Raw genomic sequence first — 22,744 nt, 5'->3', positions numbered from 1 at the left:
CGAGACGAAACGCCCATGACCCGCTACGAACCCGCGATCGACGTCGACGCGCTCACCGCGGTCGACGTGCACGTGCACATCGAGGTCGACCATCACGGTCACTCGTCGCTGCCCGACGACCTCCGGGACGCAGCGGCCAAGTACTTCAGCACCGACGGGCCGAACCCCGACCTCGACGCCGTCGCCGCGTACTACCGGGAGCGGCACATGGCGGCCGTGGTGTTCACGGTCGACGCCGAGACGAACTTCGGGCACTCGCCGATCTCGAGCGCCGACATCGCCGAGGGAGCCGCCCGCAACAACGACGTGCTGATCCCCTTCGGCTCGGTCGATCCCCTGAAGCCGACCGCCGTCGACGACGCGCGGCGCCTGATCGAAGACCACGGCGTGCGGGGCTTCAAGTTCCACCCGACGGTGCAAGGGTTCGACCCCTCCGACGCGGCACACTCGCGCCTCTACGAGGCGCTGCAGGATGCGGGGGTCGTCGCCCTCTTCCACACCGGCCAGACCGGGATCGGCGCGGGCCTTCCCGGCGGGCGCGGCCTGCTGCTCGGCCTGTCCAACCCGATGCTGCTCGACCCGGTCGCCGCGCGATTCCCGGAGCTGCAGATCATCATGGCGCATCCGTCGGTGCCCTGGCAGGACGAGGCCCTGTCGGTCGCGACCCACAAGCACAACACGTGGATCGACCTGTCGGGGTGGAGCCCGAAGTACTTCCCCGAGCAGCTGGTGCGCGCCGCCAACTCGTACCTCAAGAACCGCGTGCTGTTCGGCTCGGACTTCCCACTGCTCACCCCCGACCGCTGGCTGCGGGATGCCGAGCTGCCGACCGCTTCGGGCGCCGCGCGCTTCAAGGCCGAGGCGCTGCCCGGCATCCTCAAGGACAACGCGGTGCGCCTCCTCGGGCTCGGCGGCTGACATGCCGGTGCTCGAGGCGGATGCGACGTTCGGGTTCGACCCGTACGCGATCGCTGCCGCCCGGCTGAGCCACGCCGCACGCGCGACGCTCGGGCGGCTGCAGACCGCGCTGGACCGCGACATCCGCCCGCTCCTCGCCGACGCGTGGGAGACGGCGACCATGCCCCCCGAGGTGCTCGACGCGCTCATCCCGCTCGATCTCATGCAGCCGGAGGGGATGGATGCCGCCGAGGCGGCGTCGAGCGTCTACTCGGGGTTCCGCAACTATGTGCTCGCCCGCACCGACGTGTCGGTCGCCACGCTCTACAACGCCCAGTCCGGACTGTTCCGGGCGGCGATCGCCCTCGGCGGCTCGCCCGCACAGGCGGCCGAGCTCGACCCGCGCGTCCGGAGCTTCGAGCTCAAGGGGGTGTTCGCGCTCACCGAGCCCGAGCACGGCTCCGACATCGCCGGTGGACTCGCCACCAGCGCCCGGCGCGTGGGTGACGGCTGGGTGATCGACGGCCGCAAGAAGTGGATCGGCGGGGCTGCGGCATCCGATGTGCTGGTCGTCTTCGCGCGCGACGTCGACGACCGCGCCGTCAAGGCGTTCCTCGTCCCCACCGGTGCCGAGGGGGTTCTCCTCGAGACGATCCGCGGCAAGGTCTCACTGCGACCGATGCAGAACGCCCTCATCACGCTCGATGGCGTGCAGGTCTCCGAAGAGTCACGGCTGCAGAACGTGAACGGGTGGGCGGATGTGGCGCGCATCCTGCGGGCCATGCGCGCCGACGTCGCCTGGATCGCCGCCGGGCTCCAGGCAGGCGTCCTCGACGCCGTCGTGCGCTATGTGCGCGAGCGGCACCAGTTCGGCCGGCCGATCGGCGGCTTCCAGCTCGTGCAGGAGAAGCTCGCCCGCATGCTCGGCAACAGCGTGGCGTCGCTCGCCCTCGTCGTGCAGCTGTCGCTGCAGCAGGACGGCTCCGCCGAGGTCGGCGGCGCGTTCGCCGACGAGAACTCGGCGCTCGCGAAGATGCAGACAGCCCGCCTCGCCCGCGAGACGGTCGCCCTCGGGCGCGAGGTGCTCGGCGGCAACGGCATCCTGCTCGAGCACGACGTCGCCCGCTTCTTCGCCGATGCCGAGGCCGTGTACTCGTACGAGGGCACGCACGAGATCAACGCCCTCATCGTCGGCCGCGCGCTCACCGGCGCGTCGGCCTTCACCTGACCCACCCGCCGCCCGAGCCGCCCACCCCGTTGCGGAACCGCCCCACCGGTTGCTGCACCGCCCACCGGTTGCTGAGCTTGTCGAAGCACCACCCCACTGAAGGAGAACCCATGACCACCACCGTCGACTACGCCGACGTCGCCGGGCTCGCCGGCACCGACCTCGGCTGGACCGAGTGGCTCGAGGTCACGCAGGACCGCGTGAACCTCTTCGCCGACGCGACCGACGACCACCAGTGGATCCACGTCGACCCCGAGCGCGCGGTCGACGGCCCCTTCGGCGGGCCCATCGCCCACGGGTTCCTGACGCTGTCGCTCACCGTGAAGTTCTGGTCGGAGCTGTTCGACGTCACCGGCGTGACGACGCGCGTGAACTACGGCCTCGACAAGGTGCGGTTCGTCTCGCCGGTGAAGGTCGGCGCCCGCGTGCGCGGCGGCGCGGTCATCGCCGAGGTCACCGAGGTGCGCGGCGGCTTCCAGTTCGCCGTCGACCAGACGATCGAGATCGAAGGCGGCGAGAAGCCCGCCGTCGTCGCTCGAGGGCTGTACCGCTTCTACGCCTAACCCCGGTCGCTGAGCTAGTCGAAGCGCCCTTCGACAAGCTCAGGGACCGGACAAGCTCAGGGACCCGACAAGGCTCAGGGGCCGCGTGGCCCGAACGACCACCTTCCTCGAGGGAGAGGACTCCGCAACGATGCACGAGGGAATCGGGTTCTGGCTCGCCAAGCGGCGGCTGAAGGACCCCGACAAGACGGCCGTCGTCTTCGGCGACGAAGAGCTGAGCTATCGCATGCTCGCGGCTGCCGCCGACCACGTCGCCGCAGTGCTGTGGCGTCGCGGCATCCGTCATGGCGACGCCGTCGCCTACATCGGCGAGAACAGCCCGCAGTTCCTGCAGGTCATGTTCGGCGCGGCACAGCTGGGCGCCGTCTTCGTGCCGCTGAACACGCGGCTCGCCGGCCCTGAGATGCGGCACGTCCTCGTCGACTCCGCTGCACGCGCCGTCGTGCTCGACCCGGAGTTCCTGGAGCGGGCGATGCCCGGCATCGAGGCGGGGCGCATCGCCCACGTCATCGTGACCGGCGAGGGGCTGCCGGAGCACCCCGGCCTCGCCCGCCTCGTGGCCGACGCCCCGGGCGGCCACACGGTCGCGGAGGTGGGCCTCGACGACCCCGCCGCCATCATCTACACGTCGGGCACGACGGGGCGTCCGAAGGGCGCCGTGCTGAGCCACGGCAACCTCACATGGGTCGCCGTCAACTGCATCGTCGACTACGACGTCGTCTCGACCGACGTCTCGCTCATGATCTCGCCGCTGTTCCACGTCGCCTCGCTCGGCATGGGCGCGCTGCCCGTGATCCTGAAAGGCGCGACGCTGGTCCTCGAGAAGGGCTTCGAGCCCGGGCGCGCGCTCGCGCAGATCCAACGCCATGGCATCACCATGCTGAGCGGTGTGCCGACCACGTACCAGATGCTGGCCGACCACCCCGACTGGGCGGCGACCGACATCTCGACGCTGGAGAAGCTCACATGCGGAGGATCGGCCGTGCCCACCCGGATCCTCAATGCGTACGAGGAGCGCGGGCTGTCGTTCTCGCAGGGCTACGGCATGACCGAGACCTCCCCGGGCGCGACGTCGCTGGCACCCTCGATGACCCGCCAGAAACAGGGCAGCGTCGGCCTCCCGCACTTCTTCACCGAGGTGCGCATCACCGACGAGCACGGCGACGTCGTGCCGCGCGGCACCGTCGGCGAGATCGAGATCTCGGGCCCCAACGTCTTCCTCGGCTATCACGGCCAGCCCGAGGCTACGGCGGCCGCCTTCACCGAAGACCACTGGTTCCGCTCAGGCGACCTCGGCTACCTCGATGCCGACGGCTACCTCTTCATCGCCGACCGGCTGAAGGACATGATCATCTCCGGCGGCGAGAACATCTATCCCGCCGAGGTCGAGAACCTCATCTCCGACATCGAGGGCATCTCGGGCGTGGCCGTCGTCGGCGTGCCCGATGACCGCTGGGGCGAGGTGCCGTGGGCCGTCGTGACGCTCAAGGAGGGCGCCGAGGTCGACACCGAGATCGTGCGCTCGCACCTCGACGGCGTGCTCGCCCGCTACAAACTGCCGAAGAACGTCGTGGTGGTGGAAGAGCTGCCGCGCACCGCGTCCGGCAAGGTGCGCAAGGCCGACCTGCGGGCACGGTTCGGCGAGAGCCGATGACGCGCGTACCGCCGGTGCCCTCCCTCGTACCGGCCTTCGAGGTCGTCGCCGAGCTCGGTCCGCTCGAGGACCACGGCCTGACGCGCGCCGGCCATCGGCGCATCATCCCGGTGGTCGGCGGCACGGTCACCGGCGATTTCACCGGCACGATCCTCGCCGGCGGCGCCGACTGGCAGACCGTGCGGGCGGACGGCTCCATCGAGATCGACGGCCGCTACAGCGCCCGGGGCGACGACGGATCGCTGCTCTATGTCCGCGCCCGCGGCGTGCGCAGCGGCGACCCAGAGGTACTCGAGGCGCTGCTGCGGGGCGACGACGTCGACCCGGACGCCTACTACTTCCGTGCCGCGCTCACGCTGGAGTCCGCCACGCGCCCCGAGTTCGAGCGCGCGGTGTACGTCGCGTCGTACATCCGTGAGGCGAGCCGCGTCCGGTACGTCGCCTACCGCGTCACCTGACGGCTCTGTCCCGGCAGGAATCGCGAACCGCGGGAAATGCGAACTCGCGGTGGCGCTGCGTGAACAGCTCGAAGGGGCCACAGGCCCCGGCATCCGGATGACGGATGCCGGGGCCCCGCGCATGCGGTCCGGGGCCCGTTATCCGGTGTACGAGCCCCAGTCGTCGGCATCCCACATCCGAGCCGGGATGCCGCCATGGCGCGGGCCATCGAAGCGGGCCTCACCCAGCACGAGGCCGCTCTGCTCGTCGATGGCCGCCGCCCGTTCGACCAGTGCGTCCGGCGACGTGGAGGGCCAGCGGCCCTCGGCGATCCTCGTGAAGATCGTCTCGAACGCCGCGGCCTCCTCCGCCGCGTTGAAGGTGCAATGCCCCTCCGCCTGGACGAACGCCTGACGCAGATGCGCTCGCTCCCCCGCCTCGCGCACCGTTGTGGCATAGGCCTCGTCATCCTGCGTCGAGCCGGCACCGTCGCCGGACGTACTCAGCGACAGCACGGGCACGGTGAGGTCGCCCGTGAACGACGCCGTGCGCTCGACGAACCCGACCGCTGCGGGGTCCGCCTCCAGCCTGTCGGCTCGAGCGAGCGTGCGCAGATCATCGTCGAGGGAGAGACCGGCGTCCTGGTAGGCGGCCGAGACCTCGCTCCACCTTCCGGAGTCGCGCAGCGCGCGCTCGTAGTCGACATCGGTGTTCCACGAGAACGTGCCGCTGACGGTGGCTTCGTATCCTGCGCGCACGTGAGAGCCGACCGCGAACGGCAGGTAGACGAGGTAGCGGTCGATCCGTGCGTCGCGGTCCGTGATCTCCGCACCTGTCGCCGGGTCGACGGCGGGGATCTTGCTCAGCGCCGCCGCGAAAGTCGCGCGCGCTCGTCCTTCCGCGCTCCCCCCCGCCTTCGCCACGAGCCCGTTCAGCTCTGCGATCTCCGCCTCGAGATCCGCGATCCCGGTGATCCGCATCGCGGACGCCGGGTCGACCAGCTCACGCAGGACGAAGGCCGTGTCGAGCTTGTAGTTCCATGTGCTCACCGCTCCGGCGCCTCCGCCGCACATCGGCACCGCGCCGTCGAGCCATGCGGGCGCGGAATCGGCGACGATCCGAGTGACGAGTCCACCCTGCGAGCGTCCGGCGAGCACGACATCGTCGGGTGCGCCGACGAGTTCGGTGAACCGGGCGACGGCGGCACTGGCGTTGTCGCGATCGCGCACCAGGTCCCAACCGTCCGAGAGGTCGTATCCGATCACCGCCGTGCCGCGCTGCAGCAGCCATTCCGCCGATGCGAACTCCGCGGTGGAACGCCCCGGCACGACGACGAGCGATCCGTTCCAGTCGCCGGGGGCGATGGCGGTGTAGGCAGCACCGTTCGGAAGTGCACCCGTCCGCGTCACGGGGTCCTCAGGGCGTGGCGCGAAGACGTCCGGTTCGCGCTCGGGTCGCAGCAGCGAGCCCGGCTGATGGCGGGCGAAGGTGCCCCCTCGCTCCAGGCCTCCGCTCTCGGCGATGGCATCGGCGCGGTCGTTGAGGGCGCGGGGGGTCGCGAGGTTCTGCCATCGGCCGGAATCGAGCCGGTCCTGCAGGGCGGTGACCAGCGCCGCCACCTCCGCATCGGCATAGGCACAGTGGCCCGGGCGGTCGACGAAAGCCTGCTCGACGAGCGCTGCCTGCCCGTGGGCCCGCACGCGATCCGCGTACGTTCCCGCTTGGGCGACGACCGGTGCGGCGTCACCGGTCTCGTGAAGAGACAGGACAGGACCGTGGATGTCGCCGGTCGGTGTGGCGTTCTGCTGCATGTACGCGACGGCCTGCTCATCTGCGGCGACCCGGACCCCGGCGTTCAGCGCCGTGAGATCCTCGTCGAGCGAGAGCCCGGCGTCGCGATAGAGCTGACGGACGAGCTGGAGGTTGCCCGACTCGCGGAGAGCGTCGGCGTAGTCCACTCCGGTGTTCCACGAGAAGTTTCCGCCCGCCCGCTGTTCCAGCGGCTGCCGGGGCGAGACCGTGCCCCACATGAAGATGCGGTAGAGCTGCTCCTGTTGCGCGTCGACGTCATGCCTGTCCGGCTGCTCGGTGCCCGTCTGCGACCACGTCGGCATCTGGGCAAGGCTTGCAGCGAGGGCTATCCGCGCCCGCCCCTCGGTCGTCTGCTGAGCGGCATCGAGCACCTCCTTGAACGCGGCCTGCCGCGCCGGCTCGTTCGTCACATTGACGAGCTCCAGCCGCGCATCCTCGGGGGCGACAAGGGTCTTCAGCGCGTACGTGCCGTCGAGCGAGCCATTGAGCATCGGAATGGCGCCCGCGATCGACCCGCACAGCGGCAGCGCGGCGTCGAAGGTGCTGGAATGCTGCTCCAGGAGGGCGACCGAGACCTGGCCTCCCATCGAAGCCCCCCAGGCGACGACGTGCTCGGGCTCACCGAGCACGGCTGTTGCGGCATCCACTACCTGCGGCTGCGCCACGAGGAGGTCCTCGACCGCCCATCCCGTCCCGGCCGCGGCGCCGGCGAGCGCGTAGCCCTGACCTGTCAGCCACGACACGACCTCGTTCGAGGGGCCGGCGGATGCTGTTCCTCCTCCGCCGCCATACCCCGGGCTCCACGTCAGCAGAGTGCCGTTCCATCGCTCCGGCTCGTGAAGGACGTACTGGCCGCCGCTGGGCAACGAGCCGCGGAGCTCCGTCGGCTGCGATGGCGGCGCAGCCGCTGCCGGAACGGCAGCGAATGCCAGAGCGGCGGATGCGGCAAGACCGACTCCGACGCGGATCAAGCGTGATGACATGGTTCCCTTCCCGCGACGCACGAGCGGGGCTCGCCGTCGAGCGTCGCACCATCAGGTCTTCGTTGACCGAGCGCACGACACTTGCGGTGACGTGCGCAGCGGGATGTGTAGCGGTTTGACCTTGACACGATCGATTGACGATGTCAACGGTTGCCAAACCGATCCGTTGACAATCGCAACGATGCGTGATTCTGTTTATAGACCACACCTCCAACGACGGACGTTGTTCAATGTGTTTCTCACCAGTGTCGGTGCGAAGCTTCGCGGCCGTCTTCCCGAAGTCGAAAGGTGCCGACATGAAGAAGACAATGGTTCTGGCCGCGAGCGTCATGGCAGCCGGGCTGCTCCTGGCGGGATGCGGCGCAAGCCCGAACGCGCGACCGGACGACGGCGGGGCCGCGTCGGATGCGCCCGCCGAGCTCGTCTTCGCGGTCGTTCCCACCGATGACAGCGAGGAGCTCGAGAACAGCTTCCTCCCCGTCGTCGCTGCCATCGAGGAGACCACGGGGATCCCGACGCGCATCGAAGCGGTCAGCAGCAACGCGGGAGTCATTGAAGCGCAGGTGGCCGAGCGTGTCGACATCGCGACGTACGGCGCCTTCTCCTACTACCTGGCTGCAGACGTCGCGGACGTGGCACCCATCGCGAAGGACCAGCGCACACCCGAAGCCGGTTCCGGCGCGGTGAACTCCGTGGGCGTCGTCGCACCTGGTTCCGCCATCTCGTCGATCGAGGATGTCGCCGGGAAGAACGTCTGCTTCACCGACCCGGCCTCCACGACCGGCTACCTCACGGCGGCGGCGGCGATGACCGAGGCGGGTATCGACCCCGAGGCCGACATCAGCCCGCTGTTCGTCGGATCGCACGACGTCGCCGTGACGCAGATGCTTGCCGGGGACTGCGACATCGCCTTCGTGGCGGAGACTTTCGTGACGACGATCCTGCCCGATCGAGGCGTCATCGCCGAGGGGGACACCGAGACGGTGTGGACCTCGGATCCGATCCCCGGCACCCCGATCGTGGTCGGCAGCTGGCTGAGCGAGGAACTCCGCGACCAGATCGTCGAGGCCGTGACGGAATACAACGCCGTCACCGCATTCGAAGCCGGCCTGTGTGAAGAGCAGAACCGCGAAGCACCCGCCGAATGGGGTGAGGAGTACACCGGGGAGACGGCGTGCAAGTGGGGCGGAACGGGAGCCTTCGCGTTCGAGCCGGCGACCTCATCCGACTACGACGTGATCAACGCCATCTGCCAGACGCTCAAGACCGACGTCTGCCGCGGCGAGGAATGACCCGATGACCGTCCCGGTGATGCAGAAGGCGGCTGGTATGCCCGACAAGAAGACCGCTCCGATCGACGCCGGGACCGTCAGTGTCGCCCTCACCGATGTCAGCATGCGCTTCGGCGACAAGACGGTCCTGAAGGGCGTCGATCTCGAAGTCACCACCGGCCAGTTCGTCGCCCTCGTCGGGCCATCCGGCGCGGGGAAGTCGACGCTGCTGCGTCTCATCAACGGCAGCCATCGGCCGACCGGTGGGGCCTTGTCGGTGCTCGGAGTGAACCCGGCGACATGCGGCCGAGGCGCTCTCCAGCGACTTCGCACCCGCGTGGGATTCGTGTTCCAGCAGTTCGGGCTCGTCGGGCGACTGAGCGCGATGGAGAACGTGCTGATGGGTGCGCTCGGCTCGCTGCGCATGCCGCGCTACGGCATCTCGAGCTACCCCAGGGAACTGCGCGAGCGCGCGGTGGCGAATCTCGACCGTGTAGGACTCCTCGACGAGCGCTACCAGCGTTGCGACACGCTCTCCGGCGGCCAGCAGCAGCGGGTGGCCATCGCACGCACGCTCATGCAGGAGGCCGAGCTCGTGCTCGCGGACGAACCAGTCGCGTCACTGGACCCCAACGCGAGCGTCTCGGTGCTGCAGACGCTCAAGAAACTGAGCGCCGAGGACGGCTTCACCGTCATCTGCTCCCTGCACCAGGTCGAGCTCGCCCTGGCCGTGTCGGATCGCGTGGTTGCAGTGAGGAACGGCGCGTTCGTCCACGATGCCCTGACGGCGGACACCACCGAGGAGCAGATCCGCGCCGTGTACGAGCAGGCGAAGCGGGCCTGACATGTCGCTGACCGTCGACCGCCCCCCGGTGAACGCTCCTGCGCATCCGGAGCCCCGCCGTCCCCGCGCGTCGGCCGCGACCGTGGGTATCCCCCTCGCGTACCTCGCCATCACGCTCTTCGGCATGTGGTGGCTCGACATCCGTCCGGCTGCCCTCATCGACGGGCTGGAAGACATCGCAGCTCTGCTGCAGCGCATGGCGCCGCCTACCGTCGGCGATCCCGCGAACCTCGTCACGCTCGCTCTCGAGACGCTGTGGATCGCCATCGCGGGAACCGGCCTCGCCACCATCGCCTCGGTCTTCCTGGGCGCGGTCGCCTCCCGGAACTTCACCGGACCGCGGGTCCTCGGCTGGCTGGCGCGCGGCATCATCATCGTGACTCGCGCTGTCCCCTCGCTGGTATTCGCCCTGATCCTGGTGCGGATCGTCGGGCTGGGCCCATTGGCCGGCGGGCTGGCCATCGCATTCCACTCGGTCGGAATGATCGGCAAGATGTTCGCCGATGTCTTCGAAGAGCAGGATCCCACCCCGCGCGAGGCGGTGGCGGCCGTGGGAGCGGGCCGGTCGCAGAACTTCGTCGCGACGACGCTCAGCCGAGCATTGCCGAGCATCACATCGATCGTGCTGTACCGCCTCGACATCAACATCCGCGCCTCCGCAGTGCTTGGCCTCGTCGGCGCAGGAGGCATCGGGGTGGCGCTGCAGACTGCCATCGGATCGCTCGACTACCAGCGTGCGCTCGGGATCATCCTCGTCATCGTCGTGATGCTGCTCCTGCTCGAGTCGGTGGCCTACCTCGCCCAGCGCGCCCTGGCGGAGCACGCTGAAGAGCACACCGCTGCCGAGCTGTACGGAGCCGGACGCACGCCGGCAACGCCGGGATGGAACCGCTCGCGCATCCTGCGCGTGGGCTCCGGTGTCGCGGCGCTCGCCCTTTTCCTCTTCTCACTCGCCCAGCTGTTCGCCGACGCCCCTCGACTGGTGCGGATCTGGGAGAACGCGCTCGCGGTGCTCTCGGGGTTCTTTCCGCCCGTCTTCACGCTCGACATCGCCTACGGGATCTTCGAGAGCGTCATCATGGCGATCTCGGCGACCACCTTCGGCGTGATCTTCGGCCTCGTGATCGCCGTCCTGTCGACTCGTCATCTGATCCGCTTCGAGCCGTTGTCCCTCGCACTGCGCGGGCTTATGGTGCTCGTTCGCGGCGTCCCCGACATCATCTACGCCCTCCTGTTCGTCGCCGCACTCGGCCTCGGACCGTTCGCGGGCTTCCTCGCCCTCGCGATCTCGTGCACCGCGCTCGCGGCGAAGTTCTTCACGGACTCGCTCGTCAAGGTCGATCCCGCGCCTCTGCGAAGCCTCGAGGCGACGGGCGCCAACCGCGTGCAGGTGTTCGTCAGCGGTGTGTGGCCTCAGTTCGTGCCGAGCTTCATCGGGAACAGCCTGTTCACCTCCGATCTCGCGCTGCGCGAGTCCGCGGTGCTCGGCATCGTCGGTGCGGGTGGCATCGGCTTCCTCCTCGAGGAGTCGGTGGCCACTCTTCACTACCAGACGACCGCCGGCATCCTCATCGGGCTCGTCGCGGTCGTCGTGAGCCTCGAATCGGTTGCGCGCTGGGCGCGCAGGAAGGTGATCTGATGGCCACGTGCCCCTTCGGCTTCACGTCGCAGGACGAGAGCGCCGTGGCGTCCGCCGCTGCCGACACGCGCACGCGCTCCGAGCGCTCGAGCGAGTGGTCGCCCGCGCTGGACGAGACGTTCGGCAGCGCACACCGCGACTACGCCGAGCTGCGGCGGAGGGATCCATTTCCCTGGAGCGAGGATTTCGGTGGCTTCTGGGCAGCGACGACGTACGACGACGTCGTCGCCATCGCGCAGGACGAGCGGTTCATCACATCGGTGCAGAACGTCGTGCCTCATGTCCCGCGATCCGCGCGCCGCCCACCGTTGCACTTCGACCCTCCTGAGCACACCGCCTATCGTGAGGCGATCGATCCGGTGATGCGCCGCGCGGTCGTGGCGACCCACGAGACGAAGTTCCGCGCGAGCGCCGACGAGCTGGTGAGCGACATGCTCGCTCGTGGGAATGCCGACGGCGTCGCCGACTTCGCCGCACCTTTCGTCGTCGACTGCTTCGCGGCGTTCCTCGGCGTCCCGGTCGAGCTCACGCGGCACGTGCGGGCGATCGGGGTGCGCTACGGATTCGCCATCCAGGACATGGACGACGACATCATCGCCGAGTGCAGCGCCCAGCTCTACGACATCGCCGAACGCGTCTATCACGGGCGTCTCGCCGTGGATCCTGACCCTTCGCGCGACCTCGTCGGCAGCCTGCACGCCGCCGCCATGGATCCCGCGAACCACATCACCGAGCGGACGGCGATCGCGACGATCCGTCAGATGATCGTCGCAGGCATGGGGGCGCCGCAGGCTGTGCTCGGCAGCTGCGTCGTCCACCTCGCGCAGGACCGTGACCTGCAAGAGCACCTGCGACGCCACCCGGAGGATCTCCCCGCGGCCATCGAGGAGTTCCTGCGCCTCCACGCCCCCTACCGGGTCTTCGCGCGCACGCCCAGGGAAGACACGGTGGTGCACGGACGTATGGTGCGCAGGAGCGAACCGGTGGCCCTCGTGTTCCCTTCAGCGAACCGGGATGCTGCGGCCTTCGACCGGCCGGACGAATTCGTCCTGCATCGGAAGAACAATTCGCACCTCGCCTTCGGCCGCGGCGCACACAGATGCCCCGCCGCCACGCTGGGCAGGCTCGAGCTGCTCATCGCACTTCAGGCCCTGCTGGAGCGAACGACGTCGTTCGAGCTGGCCGGCGAAGTCCGGATGATGAACTGGCTCGAGTACGGTCCGCGCGCCGTTCCGCTCGCTCTCGTGCCGGCGAACGTCACGTGACCGGCTGACTGGCACAATCGCTCCATGAGGCCCGCCGACGATCTGCTTCCACGCGACCAGCAGGGCGCCCGTTCGCAGCAGCTTCTCATCGTGCTCCTGGGCGACTATTGGCACCTGCGCGCGGAGCCGATCCCCTCCGCGGCGCTGGTCTCGTTGCTAGAGCTCTTCGACGTGACGCCCGCCGGCGCCCGTGCGGCGATCCAACGCCTCGCGAAGCGCGGATTCCTGGTCAGCGTCAAGAGCGGGAGGACGACCTCCTACTCCGTCTCCCCCATGAGCCAGGAGTCGGTCGACGCCCATGTGGAGCTGCTCTTCCGCAGCCACATTCCTCGCCCGTGGGACAGCACATGGACCGTCGTCGGGTACTCCCTGAGGGAGGACCAGCGAGGCACGCGCAACACCCTGCGAGAGCGGCTGCGGCAGACCGGGTTCGGCAACGTCCACGACGGTCTCTGGATACGGCCCGGAGATCGTCGATCGGAGGTGGACTCGATCGTCGGAGAACTCGCGGTCCAACCGTCAGCGGGGCAGTTGACGGTCTTCGTGGGTGCACATCTGGCCGACGAAAGCGTGACGGCGGTCGCACGCGACGCATTCGGCCTTGACGACATCGCCGCGGCGTATCGGGACTTCACCGACCGGTGGGAGCCGATCGCGGCGGAGATCCGGGAGAGCGGACGTCCACGCCGTCGAGACCCGCACGACGAGCGCGCGCCTCACGACGGTGATGCGCTCCGACTGCGAACGTCGATCATGCGCGAGTGGCGCGAGCTTCGCCACGCAGATCCGATGCTGCCTGAGCCGCTCGTCGGCGACGACTTCCCCTTCGAACGGGCCCTGTCCGTCTGCTCGATGATCTACGACTCGACCGGTCCGGCCGCCGAGGCGGAATTCCGCCGCCTCCTCGAGCCGCACTCCGCGGAGCTGGCCGAGCTGGTGTCGCACCACACGTTCGCCGCCTATGCGGACGTCCCCGCGCCGCGGAATACCTGACGGCGCGCGGCGGCTCGCCCGACGAGCGCTGCGAGACCTCAGCCGACGAGCGCGGCGAAGTCCCGCACCGCGGGGAAGGCGAACTCGCGGTGGCGCTGCGTGAACAGCTCCGCCGAGCGGTCGGCCGGCCAGTCGTCGCCCATGTAGGGCCGCGGCAGGCGCGGGTCGGCGCGCAGCAGGGCGAGCCAGTCGGCGACCAGCAGCGTGCGCGCGGTGAGCGGAGGGAGGTCGGATGCCGCGTCCTCACGCTCCCAGTGCGAGATGAACTCGTCGTGCGCCTCGCGGATGCGCTCGACGTCCCACGCGACCCGCACCGCCTCGACCATGGGGAACCCGTCGAGCTCCGCGGCCGAGAAGGCGTTGACCGATCCCGGCGGCAGGTCGGGGATGATCGCTCCCAGTGCCGCGGCGAGGTCGACCGCACCGGGTGCGATCCACAGCCCGTCGCGGAGCACGGCGAACCCCGACCACGTCAGCGCCGCACGGAGGCGATGGCGAAGGTCCCGCAAGTGCTCGGGAACCGTGTAGGTGACAAGAGTCCAGCCGTCGCCCTGGGGTTCGAACGGCGCGGGGCCGTTGACACGACCGGATGCCTCGCGCAGCACCTCGCTTCCGTGCCCGGTGAGCACGAACCCGATCTCACGACCCAGGCGCCGGCGCTCCAGCAGCCCGCTGTGCACCATGCGGTCGAGGTTGGTCCGCACCGCGGACGCGGCGACCCCGGCGCTCTCGAGCGCGCCGATCAGCACGCTGGCGCGGAGCGGCTCGAAGTACCGGTCGCAGACGTACTCGCCGAAGAACGCCAAGAGCAGCTGCCGCGGCTTGCGCGTGAGCACCGACGTCTCAACGGCCGCGACACCCGGCATCGCGACGGCCGCCTTGGCGGTCGCGATGCTCATGCGGCCTCCGGGCGCACGGCCTCGCCGCGCTTCGCGCGCTGGATCTGCTCGTACACGTGGGTGCGCAGCTCGGTGAAGCGGGGCAGCGCGCGCGTCGTGATCTGGTCGCGCTCGGGCGCGAGGTCGATGGCGAGGTCTTCCTGCACCCAGGTCGGCGACTTCGACAGCACGATCACGCGCTCGCCCAGGTACACCGACTCGTCGATGTCGTGCGTCACGAACAGGATCGACATGCCGCGCTCACGATGCAGCGTGCGCACCAGGTCTTCGAGATCGGCGCGCGTCTGCGCGTCGACCGCGGCGAAGGGCTCGTCCATGATGAGCACCTCGGGCTGGTACGCGACGGCGCGGGCGATGGCGACGCGCTGCTGCATGCCGCCGGAGAGCTGCCACGGGTAGCTCTTGGTCGCGTGCTCGAGCCCGACGGCGGTGAGCGCGTCGTCGACGAGCCGGTCCCGGTCGGTGCGGCTGAGCTTCTTGTGCTTCAGCGGCAGCTCGACGTTCCCGCGGACGGTGAGCCACGGATAGAGGCTGCGGCCGTACTCCTGGAATACCAGCGCCATGTTGGGCGGGGGGCCGGTCACCTTCCGGCCGCCGAGCTCGATGACCCCCGACGTGGGCTTCAGCAGCCCGGCGATGCACTTCAGCAGCGTCGTCTTGCCGCACCCCGACGGGCCGACGATGCACACCAGCTCACCGGCATCCATCCGGAATCCGATGTCGCCGATCGCCTCGACGTTCCCGGTCGACGACTCGTACACCTTGCGCAGCTTCTCGACGTTCAGCAGCGGCTCACTCTTGCGCAGCGCGTCAGGCACGCTCCACCTCCTTGATTCCGTGGTACCAGCGAAGCACGCGCCGCTCGACGAACCCGAAGATCACGGCGAGCAGGATGCCGATGAGGCCGAGCAGCACGATGCCGCTCCACATCTCGGCGATGAGGTAGTTGCGCTGGAAGAAGACGATTCGATAGCCGAGGCCCGAGGACGAGAAGAACATCTCGGAGATCACCATCAGGATGAGCGCGATCGAGAGGCACTGCCGCACACCCGTCATGATCCGCGGGCTCGCCGCCGGAAGCACGAGGTACCGCAGCCGCTCACCCGAGGTCACCGCGAACGACCTCGCGGTCTCGGTCATCACCGAGTCCGTCGAACGCACGCCCTCGATGGTGTTCAGCAGCACGGGCCAGATCGCACCGGCGACGATCACGACGACCTTCATGAGGTCGTTCGCGCCGACGAGCACGGCCACGATCGGGATGAGCACCGGCGGCGGCACCGCGCGGAAGAACTCGAACACCGGCTCGAGCAGTTCTCGCAGCCACTGCACCAGGCCGATGACGATGCCCGCCGCGATGCCGAGGCCGACCGCCAGCACGATGCCGATTGCGAGCCGGCCGAGGCTCGGCAGCACGTCGTCGAAGAACGCCGGCCCCACCCATGTCTCGACGAACGCCTCGGCGATGACGAGCGGGCTCGGGAAGAACGGGGCGGGCGAGATGGACGACCAGATGCCCCACACCACGAGCAGGAGGATGGGCAGCCCGAGCGCGTAGGCGGTGTTCTCGCCGAACTTCGCCCATACCCGGGACGGGCGGCGCGGCGTGACGACGGTGCTCGTGTAGAGGGTCACAGGACCTCCTCCCCTCGGATGGACTGGTGCCAGGACAGCGACCGGCGCTCGATCGCGCGGAAGATGAGGTTGACGAGGAGGCCCAGCATGCCGGTCACGATGACGAGGGCATACACCGTCGTCCACTGCCCCGACTCTCGAGCCAGCATGATCGCGCGCCCGAGGCCGGGGATGCTGATGAACATCTCGGCGGTGATGGCCAGGATCAGCGCGACGGTCGCGGCGAGCCGGAGGCCCGTCATGAGGTACGGCAGCGCGGTGGGGAAGACCAGGTTCACGATCCGCGATCCCCGCGACAGCCCGAAGCTGCGAGCCGTGTCGCGGGCGACCGCGTCGACGTCGGCGACGCCGTAGAGCACCTGGATGAACACCTGCCAGAAGCTCGCGTACACGATGATGAGCAGCGCCGCCTGCAGCTGATAGCCGAACATGAGGATCGCGAGCGGAATGAGCGCGACCGACGGGATCGGCCGCAGGAACTCCACCGTGGTGTGGGTCGCGCGGCGGAGGAACGGCACCAGGCCGATGACCGTGCCGAGCACGACGGCGAGCACCGTCGCGATCACGAGGCCCAGCGCCCACGACGTCAGCGTGCGGCCGACGTTGCGCCAGAACTCCAGATCGCCGAAGAGCACGAACAGCTGCGCGATCGTCTCGGTCGCCGTGGGGAAGTACGCCGGGTTCACGATCCCGAGCGTCGGCAGCAGCTGCCACGTCGCCAGGAACCCGAGGATGCCGGCCACGCCGAGCACGAGCTTGCGCAGGGTGCGGTGCTGCCGGGCGTGGGGCGTCGTGGCGACGGTCGCGGGTGCGTCAGCGGTGGCGGTCACGGTACCTCCGATCGGTGCGGTCGGGTCGTGCGGGCGTCGGTGCGACGCTCCACGAGGTGAGGGAGGGGAGGGAGGGGGCGAGCGGATGCCTGCGCCGCGAGGGGGGCTCACGCGCCCGACGCTTCGCGCGACGATGCGTGGCGGGTGAGCGGATGCCGCGAGGTGCGGCATCCGATCACCCTCACGTCCGTGCTATTGCTGCTGGAGCAGCCGGTCGAAGTCGGGCTCGGCCTCGATGTAGGCGTACTCGACCGCCAGTGCGCCGAGGTCCTCGATGCCGGCGTCGGAGAGGTCCCACGTGAAGGTCGGGAGCGTGATGCCGGCAGCGGCCTCCTCGGTGATCTCGAGGTTGGTCGCGATCGCGGCGCGCACGGCGTCCTCGTTCTCGCTCGCCCACTCCAGCGCCTCCGACATCGCGGCCGAGTAGTCGGCGACGAGCTCGGGGTCCTCGTCGAGGAGCGCCTGCGTCGTGATGTTGGTGAGCACCGAGAGCCCGGGGATCGTCGCCTGGTACGGCGCGACGACCGAGACTCCGCCGTCGCCGAGCACCATGCCGCGGAACGGGTCGGGCGCCCACGCGGCGTCCATCGTGCCGGCGGCGAGCTGAGCGGGCACGTCGGGGAATGCGACCTCGACGAACTCGATCGTCGACGGGTCGCCGCCGTCGTCCTCGACCGCCTTGCGGATCGTCAGGTCTCCGGCGGCGCCGATGGTGTTCACCGAGACCTTCTTGCCGGCGAGGTCGGCCGGTCGCATGATGCCGGAGTCGCCCAGCGCGACGACCGCGTTGACGTCGTCGCCCTCGGCGAGGCTGTTGGCGTAGTTGCCGACGATCACGACGCCGAGATCCTGCGCGTCGGCTCGGATGGGACCGAACGGCTGGCCGATGGCGAACTGGATGTCGCCGCTCAGCAGTGCGGGGATGGCGTTGGCTCCGCCCTGCGCGGGGACGACCTCGATCTCGAGGCCGTGGTCTTCGAAGATGCCCTCGTCGATGGCGGCCCAGAGGGCGCCGCTCTCGGCGATCGGCAGCGCGGCGACGCGGACAGGCGTGAGCTCCCCGCCGCCGGCGTCATCGGTGGCGGTGGTGGACGGGTCGGCTGCGGAATCGGTGCAGCCGCTCAGCGCGAGCGCGGCGGCGGCGAGAACGCCGAGGGTGGCAAGACTCTTCTTCATTGACGGGCCTCTCAGGAGCGGGTGCTGTGGGTGCCGGCGACCGCGTCCGTCCGACCGGAGTCGGCGTCGGCACCGCGGCGTGCCTGACACAGTCATCGTGCGCCACTCCGAATCGATTGTCAATGCTTTTGTGACGCCCGTCACGGATTGCATGAACTAGGCGCGGACCTCGGGCGTCGGCATCCGCTCAATGGAAATCGCCGCCTGCGTCACGGCCCACGCCGCGCAGGATGGGTGCGCACGCACAGCGTGCCTATTGCCATTACCTATGGTGATAGGTATTCTCTGGATACCGCGATGCAGTGACGCACGCGGAAGAGGAAAGGACCTCCCTCATGGCCCATGGGACCCCCGCATCGCCCTCCGCGGCGGCTCTCGTCGAAGGCTTCTCCCTGGAGATGACCGGCAAGGACCTCGCCGGTCTCGAAGAGGCACGCGACATGATCCCGCAGGGGACGAAGGTCAACGTGACGTTCCTCGGCAATGAGGACCTCGAGATGCGCGTCGCGGCCGCGAAGGCCGTCAAGGAGATGGGTTTCGTGCCCGTCCCCCACATCTCGGCACGGCGGCTGAAGTCGCAGGATGAGCTCGAGGAGTTCCTCGGGCGCCTGCAGGAGGTCGGCGCGACCGAGCACGTGTTCGCCGTCGGCGGCGACCCCGCCGAGCCCGAGGGCCCGTACCCCGACGCGCTGACCGTGATCCGATCGGGCGTACTGCAGCAGTTCGGCGTCCGCGAGGTGTCGATCGCCGGCTACCCCGAGGGCCACCCCGACATCCCCGCCGACCTGCTCTGGCGCCACCTCGACGAGAAGGCGCTCACGCTCGCTCAGGAGGGACTGGATGCCGTCATCCTGACCCAGTTCGCCTTCGACACCGATCCCGTGATGACGTGGATCGGGCAGGTCCGCGACCGCGGCATCGACGCGCCGATCCGCATCGGCACGCCCGGACCGGCCGGCATCAAGCGGCTGATCGGCTTCGCGCGCCGGTTCGGCGTGGGCGCCAACGCGATGATCGTGAAGAAGTACGGGTTCTCGCTCACCAACCTCATGGGCACCGCCGGCCCAGACCGCTTCGTGTCCGATCTCGCGGCGCTGCTCACGGACCCTTCGACAGGCTCAGGGACCGGGGGTGGCTCCGGCGACGTGAAGCTGCACTTCTACACGTTCGGCGGCCTGCTCGCGACGTCGCAGTGGGCGCGGGAGTTCGTCGCCTCACAGTCCTCCGGAGCGCGCCGATGACGGCCCACCTCGACGCGCACCGCGACCACGCCTGCTTGACCGTGCACGGTCCCGACCAGCCGGGGATCGTCGCCGCCGTGACCGCCCTGGTCACGCGCGTCGGCGGGAACATCGTCACACTCGACCAGTACTCCGACAACCCCGAGGGCGGCGAGTTCTTCCAGCGCGTGGTGTTCCATCGCCCCGACCTGCAGGCGGCACTGCCCGACATCGAGGCCGACCTCGACAAGACCCTCGGGCCGCTGAAGCTCGAGTGGCGCGTCACCGACCAGTCCATCCCGAAGCGGATGGCGATCCTCGCCTCCACATCCGACCACTGCCTGCTCGAACTGCTCTGGCGGCACCGTCGCGGCGAGCTGCCGGTGACGATCCCGATGGTCATCTCCAACCACACCAACACCGCGGAGGATGTCCGGGCCTTCGGCATGCCGTTCTTCCACGTGCCCTCGCAGGGCGCCGACAAGTCCGCCGCCGAGGCCAAGATCGTCGAGCTGCTGAAGGGCAACGTCGACTTCGTCGTGCTGGCCCGGTACATGCAGATCCTCTCCGACTCGTTCCTGGACGAGGTCGGGGTGCCGGTGATCAACATCCACCACTCGTTCCTGCCGGCGTTCATCGGCGCCGCTCCCTACCGCAAGGCCAAGGAGCGGGGCGTCAAGCTCATCGGCGCGACCAGCCACTACGTCACCGCCGACCTCGACGAGGGCCCGATCATCGAGCAGGACGTCGCGCGCGTCACCCACGCGATGACGGCCGGAGACCTGCAGGCCCGCGGCGCGTACGTCGAGCGCGCCGTGCTGTCACGGGCGGTGCAATGGCACGCCGAGGACCGCGTGATCCGCCACGGCAACAGCACCATCGTGTTCACCTAGCCACCGGTCGTCGAGCGAGCGAAGCGAGACGAAACGCTCGGCCCGAGGCATCCGTCCCCATAACCACACCCCACGAACAGAGAGGTTCATCATGGCGAAGAATCTGCAGGAGCTGCTCGACGGCCACAACGCCGTCGAGATGCTGCGCAACTCGCAGATCGGCTCGTACATCTATCCGGTCGTCCCCGCGGACTTCCAGAACTGGATCAAGGAGCAGAAGGCGTGGCGCGACACCGCCGTGCTCTACGACCAGTCGCACCACATGGACAATGTGTTCCTCAAGGGCTCGGATGCCATCCGGCTGATCTCCGACACGGCCATCAACTCCGTGGCGACCTTCCCCGTGAACCGCGCGAAGCAGTACGTGCCGACGACCGCGTCGGGCCACGTCATCGGCGACGGCATCCTCTTCCACGAGGCCGAGGACGAGTACGTGTACGTCGGCCGCGCGCCCGCGTCGAACTGGCTGCTCTACCACGGTGAGACCGGGGGCTATTCGAACCTCGACGTCACCGTCGACCGCCGCTCCCCCTCGCGCCCGTACGGCGACGCCGTGAGCCGGCGCTACTACCGGTTCCAGATCCAGGGGCCGGCCGCGTGGCAGGTGATCGAGAAGCTCAACGGCGGGCCGCTCGAGCAGCTGAAGTTCTTCAGCATGTCGGAGATGCAGATCGGCGGCGCGAACGTCCGCACCCTGCGCCACGGCATGGCAGGCGCCCCCGGCCTCGAGGTCTGGGGCCCTTACGAGGACCACCACCGCGTCCGCGACATCATCGTCGAGGCCGGCGCCGAGTTCGGGCTGGTGCCCGTCGGGTCGCGCGCCTACCCGTCGAACACGCTGGAGTCGGGCTGGATCCCCTCGCCTCTGCCCGCGATCTACTCCGGCGAGGAGGAGCGCGGCTACCGCGAGTGGCTCGGCGTCGACAGCTACGAGGCCACGGGCACGCTCGCGGGCTCGTTCGTCTCGGACGACATCGAGGACTACTACCTCACGCCGTGGGAGCTCGGCTACGGCTCGTTCGTGAAGTTCGACCACGACTTCATCGGCCGCGACGCGCTCGAGAAGATCGACCCGGCGACGCAGCGCCGCAAGGTCACGCTCGCGTGGAACGCCGAGGACGTCACGAAGATCTTCGCGTCGCTCTTCGACGTCGAGGGCGACAGCTACAAGTTCTTCGACCTGCCGCTGGCCAACTACGGGTCCGCGAACTACGACTCGGTGACGGATGCCGGAGGCGACGTCGTCGGCTTCTCGATGTTCACCGGGTACAGCGCCAACGAGAAGCGCGCGCTCTCGCTCGCCACGGTCAACCCCGACGTGCCCGAGGGCGCCGAGGTGACGGTGGTGTGGGGCGAGCCCGACGGCGGCACGAAGAAGGCGTCGGTCGAGCCGCACAAGCAGCTCGAGGTGCGCGCGGTGGTCTCCCCCGTGCCGTACTCGACGGTCGTCCGTCAGAGCTACCAAGGCGGCTGGCGCACCGGGTACCAAGAGTCCGCCTGAGATCGAACGCCAACGACCCGTCCGGTCGTTGAGCGCGCGAGCGACGTGGTCGTTGAGCGAGCTTGCGAGTCGAAACGCAGGGACGAGACGCGCCCGCCCATCTCGGAGGCTGAGAACGTTTCGTCTCGCTTCGCTCGCTCAACGACCGGGACCGCCCCGCTAACCTCGGGAAGGCGAAGGGAGTCGCATGAGTCTGCGGTACGCGCTGTTGGCGATCCTGCGGGTAGGCCCGCTGTCGGGGTACGACCTGCAGAAGCAGTTCCACCAGTCCGTCGGCCACGTGTGGCACGCGCCCGACTCCCAGATCTACCCCGAGCTGCGCAAGATGGAGGAGCTCGGCCTCATCGAGGGCGAAGAGCAGGCGCGCGGCGAGCGCGGCACGCGCCGCATGTACCACGTGACGGATGCCGGAAACCGCGCCTTCTTCGACTGGATGGCCTCTCCCCTCGACTACCAGCGCGTGCGCGACCCCGCGCACCTGCGGGCGGCCTACCTCGAGGCGACCACGCCCGAGGCGGCCCGCACCTTCCTGGAGCGCCACATCGCGCAGTGGGAGAGCGAGCTGGCGCAGTGGGAGGGCGAGCTGGAGCGCATCGACGCGATCGCCAACCCCATGCTCGTTCGCCGGCTCGCCGTGACGGCGGATGCCGATCGCGAGCGCACCATCGCCTACAAGCGCTTCGCGTACGAGGGCCTCGTCGAACGCGCGCAGGCCGAGATCGCCTGGGCCCGCCGCGGCCTGGAGCTGATCGACCGCCTGGAGGGCGCGGAGGCCCAGTCGGCGACCGGTACCTGATTCCCGGTCGTTGAGCTTGTCGAGGGCGGTTTCGGGCGCCGGTCGTTGAACGAGCGAGGGCGGTTCTGAGCCCCGGTCGTTGAGCGAGCGAGGAACGAGCGAGACGAAACGCGCACACCCGGCGCACACGTCGGTGGGCCCGTTCGGTTCCTCCACAGGCGCCTCTCGCGGGTCGCTTCACCGGGTTATCCACAGCACGGTTTCAGC

At 69.3% G+C, this 22,744-nt stretch carries 20 protein-coding genes; 14 read left to right on the top strand and 6 right to left on the bottom strand.

Going from position 1 to position 22,744, the window contains the following annotated elements; all coding sequences use genetic code 11:
* Positions 1 to 15: 15 nt before the first annotated feature.
* The 5 genes from B1729_RS15420 to B1729_RS15400 all read left to right on the top strand — a co-directional run bounded on the left by B1729_RS15420 (position 16) and on the right by B1729_RS15400 (position 4,800).
* Positions 16 to 918 (top strand): amidohydrolase family protein, encoded by a 903-nt coding sequence (locus tag B1729_RS15420; RefSeq protein ID WP_163633622.1) that lies wholly within the window; start codon positions 16 to 18, stop codon positions 916 to 918.
* A 1-nt stretch (position 919) separates the two neighbouring features.
* Positions 920 to 2,125, top strand: a complete 1,206-nt coding sequence (locus tag B1729_RS15415; protein ID WP_163633620.1) for an acyl-CoA dehydrogenase family protein — start codon at positions 920 to 922, stop codon at positions 2,123 to 2,125.
* A 110-nt stretch (positions 2,126 to 2,235) separates the two neighbouring features.
* Positions 2,236 to 2,688, top strand: coding sequence for a MaoC family dehydratase (locus tag B1729_RS15410; RefSeq protein WP_163633618.1), 453 nt, complete (start codon positions 2,236 to 2,238; stop codon positions 2,686 to 2,688).
* Between the two features lie 130 nt (positions 2,689 to 2,818).
* Positions 2,819 to 4,342, top strand: a complete 1,524-nt coding sequence (locus B1729_RS15405) for a long-chain fatty acid--CoA ligase (RefSeq protein ID WP_163620382.1) — start codon at positions 2,819 to 2,821, stop codon at positions 4,340 to 4,342.
* Positions 4,339 to 4,800 (top strand): DUF3237 domain-containing protein, encoded by a 462-nt coding sequence (locus B1729_RS15400; protein WP_163620363.1) that lies wholly within the window; start codon positions 4,339 to 4,341, stop codon positions 4,798 to 4,800. Before B1729_RS15405 ends, B1729_RS15400 begins: the two co-directional genes overlap by 4 nt.
* A 138-nt stretch (positions 4,801 to 4,938) precedes the next feature.
* Here B1729_RS15400 and B1729_RS15395 read toward each other — a convergent pair whose 3' ends face one another.
* Complete coding sequence (locus B1729_RS15395; protein WP_163633616.1) at positions 4,939 to 7,575, bottom strand: hypothetical protein; 2,637 nt, start codon at positions 7,573 to 7,575, stop codon at positions 4,939 to 4,941.
* A gap of 296 nt (positions 7,576 to 7,871) precedes the next feature.
* Between B1729_RS15395 and phnD the strand changes: the two genes are divergently transcribed.
* The 5 genes from phnD to B1729_RS15370 are packed head-to-tail and all read left to right on the top strand — an operon-like array spanning position 7,872 to position 13,587.
* Positions 7,872 to 8,867: a phosphate/phosphite/phosphonate ABC transporter substrate-binding protein gene (gene phnD / locus B1729_RS15390; RefSeq protein ID WP_163633614.1), complete on the top strand. Its 996-nt coding sequence runs from the start codon at positions 7,872 to 7,874 to the stop codon at positions 8,865 to 8,867.
* Positions 8,868 to 8,871: 4 nt separating this feature from the next.
* Entirely contained in the window at positions 8,872 to 9,690 is an 819-nt protein-coding gene (locus tag B1729_RS15385; RefSeq protein ID WP_163633612.1) for a phosphonate ABC transporter ATP-binding protein, read from the top strand.
* Position 9,691: 1 nt separating this feature from the next.
* Positions 9,692 to 11,329 (top strand): phosphonate ABC transporter, permease protein PhnE, encoded by a 1,638-nt coding sequence (phnE, locus tag B1729_RS15380; RefSeq protein ID WP_163633610.1) that lies wholly within the window; start codon positions 9,692 to 9,694, stop codon positions 11,327 to 11,329.
* A complete protein-coding gene (locus B1729_RS15375) occupies positions 11,329 to 12,594 on the top strand; it encodes a cytochrome P450 (RefSeq protein ID WP_163633608.1) in 1,266 nt (421 codons plus the stop codon). Before phnE ends, B1729_RS15375 begins: the two co-directional genes overlap by 1 nt.
* Before the next feature lie 24 nt (positions 12,595 to 12,618).
* Positions 12,619 to 13,587: a PaaX family transcriptional regulator C-terminal domain-containing protein gene (locus B1729_RS15370; protein WP_163620351.1), complete on the top strand. Its 969-nt coding sequence runs from the start codon at positions 12,619 to 12,621 to the stop codon at positions 13,585 to 13,587.
* 38 nt (positions 13,588 to 13,625) lie between these two features.
* On the opposite strand, the gene B1729_RS15365 is transcribed toward B1729_RS15370, so the two are convergent.
* The 5 genes from B1729_RS15365 to B1729_RS15345 form a co-directional block, all read right to left on the bottom strand.
* Positions 13,626 to 14,486 (bottom strand): PaaX family transcriptional regulator C-terminal domain-containing protein, encoded by an 861-nt coding sequence (locus B1729_RS15365; protein WP_239526229.1) that lies wholly within the window; start codon positions 14,484 to 14,486, stop codon positions 13,626 to 13,628.
* Positions 14,483 to 15,304: an ABC transporter ATP-binding protein gene (locus B1729_RS15360; protein WP_163620350.1), complete on the bottom strand. Its 822-nt coding sequence runs from the start codon at positions 15,302 to 15,304 to the stop codon at positions 14,483 to 14,485. The genes B1729_RS15365 and B1729_RS15360 overlap by 4 nt, the downstream gene beginning before the upstream one ends.
* Complete coding sequence (locus B1729_RS15355; protein WP_163633606.1) at positions 15,297 to 16,121, bottom strand: ABC transporter permease; 825 nt, start codon at positions 16,119 to 16,121, stop codon at positions 15,297 to 15,299. The genes B1729_RS15360 and B1729_RS15355 overlap by 8 nt, the downstream gene beginning before the upstream one ends.
* Entirely contained in the window at positions 16,118 to 16,951 is an 834-nt protein-coding gene (locus B1729_RS15350; protein ID WP_163633604.1) for an ABC transporter permease, read from the bottom strand. The genes B1729_RS15355 and B1729_RS15350 overlap by 4 nt, the downstream gene beginning before the upstream one ends.
* Positions 16,952 to 17,143: 192 nt before the next feature.
* Positions 17,144 to 18,127: an ABC transporter substrate-binding protein gene (locus B1729_RS15345; protein ID WP_163633603.1), complete on the bottom strand. Its 984-nt coding sequence runs from the start codon at positions 18,125 to 18,127 to the stop codon at positions 17,144 to 17,146.
* A gap of 335 nt (positions 18,128 to 18,462) precedes the next feature.
* On the opposite strand from B1729_RS15345, the gene B1729_RS15340 reads away from it, so the two are divergent.
* The 4 genes from B1729_RS15340 to B1729_RS15325 all read left to right on the top strand — a co-directional run bounded on the left by B1729_RS15340 (position 18,463) and on the right by B1729_RS15325 (position 22,537).
* Positions 18,463 to 19,368: a methylenetetrahydrofolate reductase gene (locus B1729_RS15340; protein ID WP_163633601.1), complete on the top strand. Its 906-nt coding sequence runs from the start codon at positions 18,463 to 18,465 to the stop codon at positions 19,366 to 19,368.
* Positions 19,365 to 20,240 (top strand): formyltetrahydrofolate deformylase, encoded by an 876-nt coding sequence (gene purU, locus B1729_RS15335; RefSeq protein WP_163620340.1) that lies wholly within the window; start codon positions 19,365 to 19,367, stop codon positions 20,238 to 20,240. The genes B1729_RS15340 and purU overlap by 4 nt, the downstream gene beginning before the upstream one ends.
* Before the next feature lie 91 nt (positions 20,241 to 20,331).
* Entirely contained in the window at positions 20,332 to 21,741 is a 1,410-nt protein-coding gene (locus B1729_RS15330; protein ID WP_163620338.1) for an aminomethyl transferase family protein, read from the top strand.
* A gap of 187 nt (positions 21,742 to 21,928) precedes the next feature.
* A complete protein-coding gene (locus tag B1729_RS15325) occupies positions 21,929 to 22,537 on the top strand; it encodes a helix-turn-helix transcriptional regulator (protein ID WP_163620336.1) in 609 nt (202 codons plus the stop codon).
* Positions 22,538 to 22,744: the final 207 nt, after the last annotated feature.

Source organism: Microbacterium sp. B35-04 (assembly GCF_010634885.1).
Taxonomy (GTDB): Bacteria; Actinomycetota; Actinomycetes; order Actinomycetales; family Microbacteriaceae; genus Microbacterium.
This window is presented reverse-complemented; position numbering and strand designations above follow the sequence as displayed.

Excerpts from the sequence above, each read along its gene's own strand:
- B1729_RS15410 (WP_163633618.1), top strand. The coding sequence starts at position 2,236 with ATGACCACCACCGTCGACTACGCCGACGTCGCCGGGCTCGCCGGCACC.
- B1729_RS15330 (WP_163620338.1), top strand. The coding sequence starts at position 20,332 with ATGGCGAAGAATCTGCAGGAGCTGCTCGACGGCCACAACGCCGTCGAG.
- phnD (WP_163633614.1), top strand. The coding sequence starts at position 7,872 with ATGAAGAAGACAATGGTTCTGGCCGCGAGCGTCATGGCAGCCGGGCTG.
- B1729_RS15420 (WP_163633622.1), top strand. The coding sequence starts at position 16 with ATGACCCGCTACGAACCCGCGATCGACGTCGACGCGCTCACCGCGGTC.
- B1729_RS15395 (WP_163633616.1), bottom strand. The coding sequence starts at position 7,575 with ATGTCATCACGCTTGATCCGCGTCGGAGTCGGTCTTGCCGCATCCGCC.
- B1729_RS15325 (WP_163620336.1), top strand. The coding sequence starts at position 21,929 with ATGAGTCTGCGGTACGCGCTGTTGGCGATCCTGCGGGTAGGCCCGCTG.
- B1729_RS15365 (WP_239526229.1), bottom strand. The coding sequence starts at position 14,486 with ATGAGCATCGCGACCGCCAAGGCGGCCGTCGCGATGCCGGGTGTCGCG.
- purU (WP_163620340.1), top strand. The coding sequence starts at position 19,365 with ATGACGGCCCACCTCGACGCGCACCGCGACCACGCCTGCTTGACCGTG.
- phnE (WP_163633610.1), top strand. The coding sequence starts at position 9,692 with ATGTCGCTGACCGTCGACCGCCCCCCGGTGAACGCTCCTGCGCATCCG.
- B1729_RS15340 (WP_163633601.1), top strand. The coding sequence starts at position 18,463 with ATGGCCCATGGGACCCCCGCATCGCCCTCCGCGGCGGCTCTCGTCGAA.
- B1729_RS15405 (WP_163620382.1), top strand. The coding sequence starts at position 2,819 with ATGCACGAGGGAATCGGGTTCTGGCTCGCCAAGCGGCGGCTGAAGGAC.
- B1729_RS15385 (WP_163633612.1), top strand. The coding sequence starts at position 8,872 with ATGACCGTCCCGGTGATGCAGAAGGCGGCTGGTATGCCCGACAAGAAG.
- B1729_RS15400 (WP_163620363.1), top strand. The coding sequence starts at position 4,339 with ATGACGCGCGTACCGCCGGTGCCCTCCCTCGTACCGGCCTTCGAGGTC.
- B1729_RS15345 (WP_163633603.1), bottom strand. The coding sequence starts at position 18,127 with ATGAAGAAGAGTCTTGCCACCCTCGGCGTTCTCGCCGCCGCCGCGCTC.
- B1729_RS15415 (WP_163633620.1), top strand. The coding sequence starts at position 920 with ATGCCGGTGCTCGAGGCGGATGCGACGTTCGGGTTCGACCCGTACGCG.
- B1729_RS15375 (WP_163633608.1), top strand. The coding sequence starts at position 11,329 with ATGGCCACGTGCCCCTTCGGCTTCACGTCGCAGGACGAGAGCGCCGTG.
- B1729_RS15370 (WP_163620351.1), top strand. The coding sequence starts at position 12,619 with ATGAGGCCCGCCGACGATCTGCTTCCACGCGACCAGCAGGGCGCCCGT.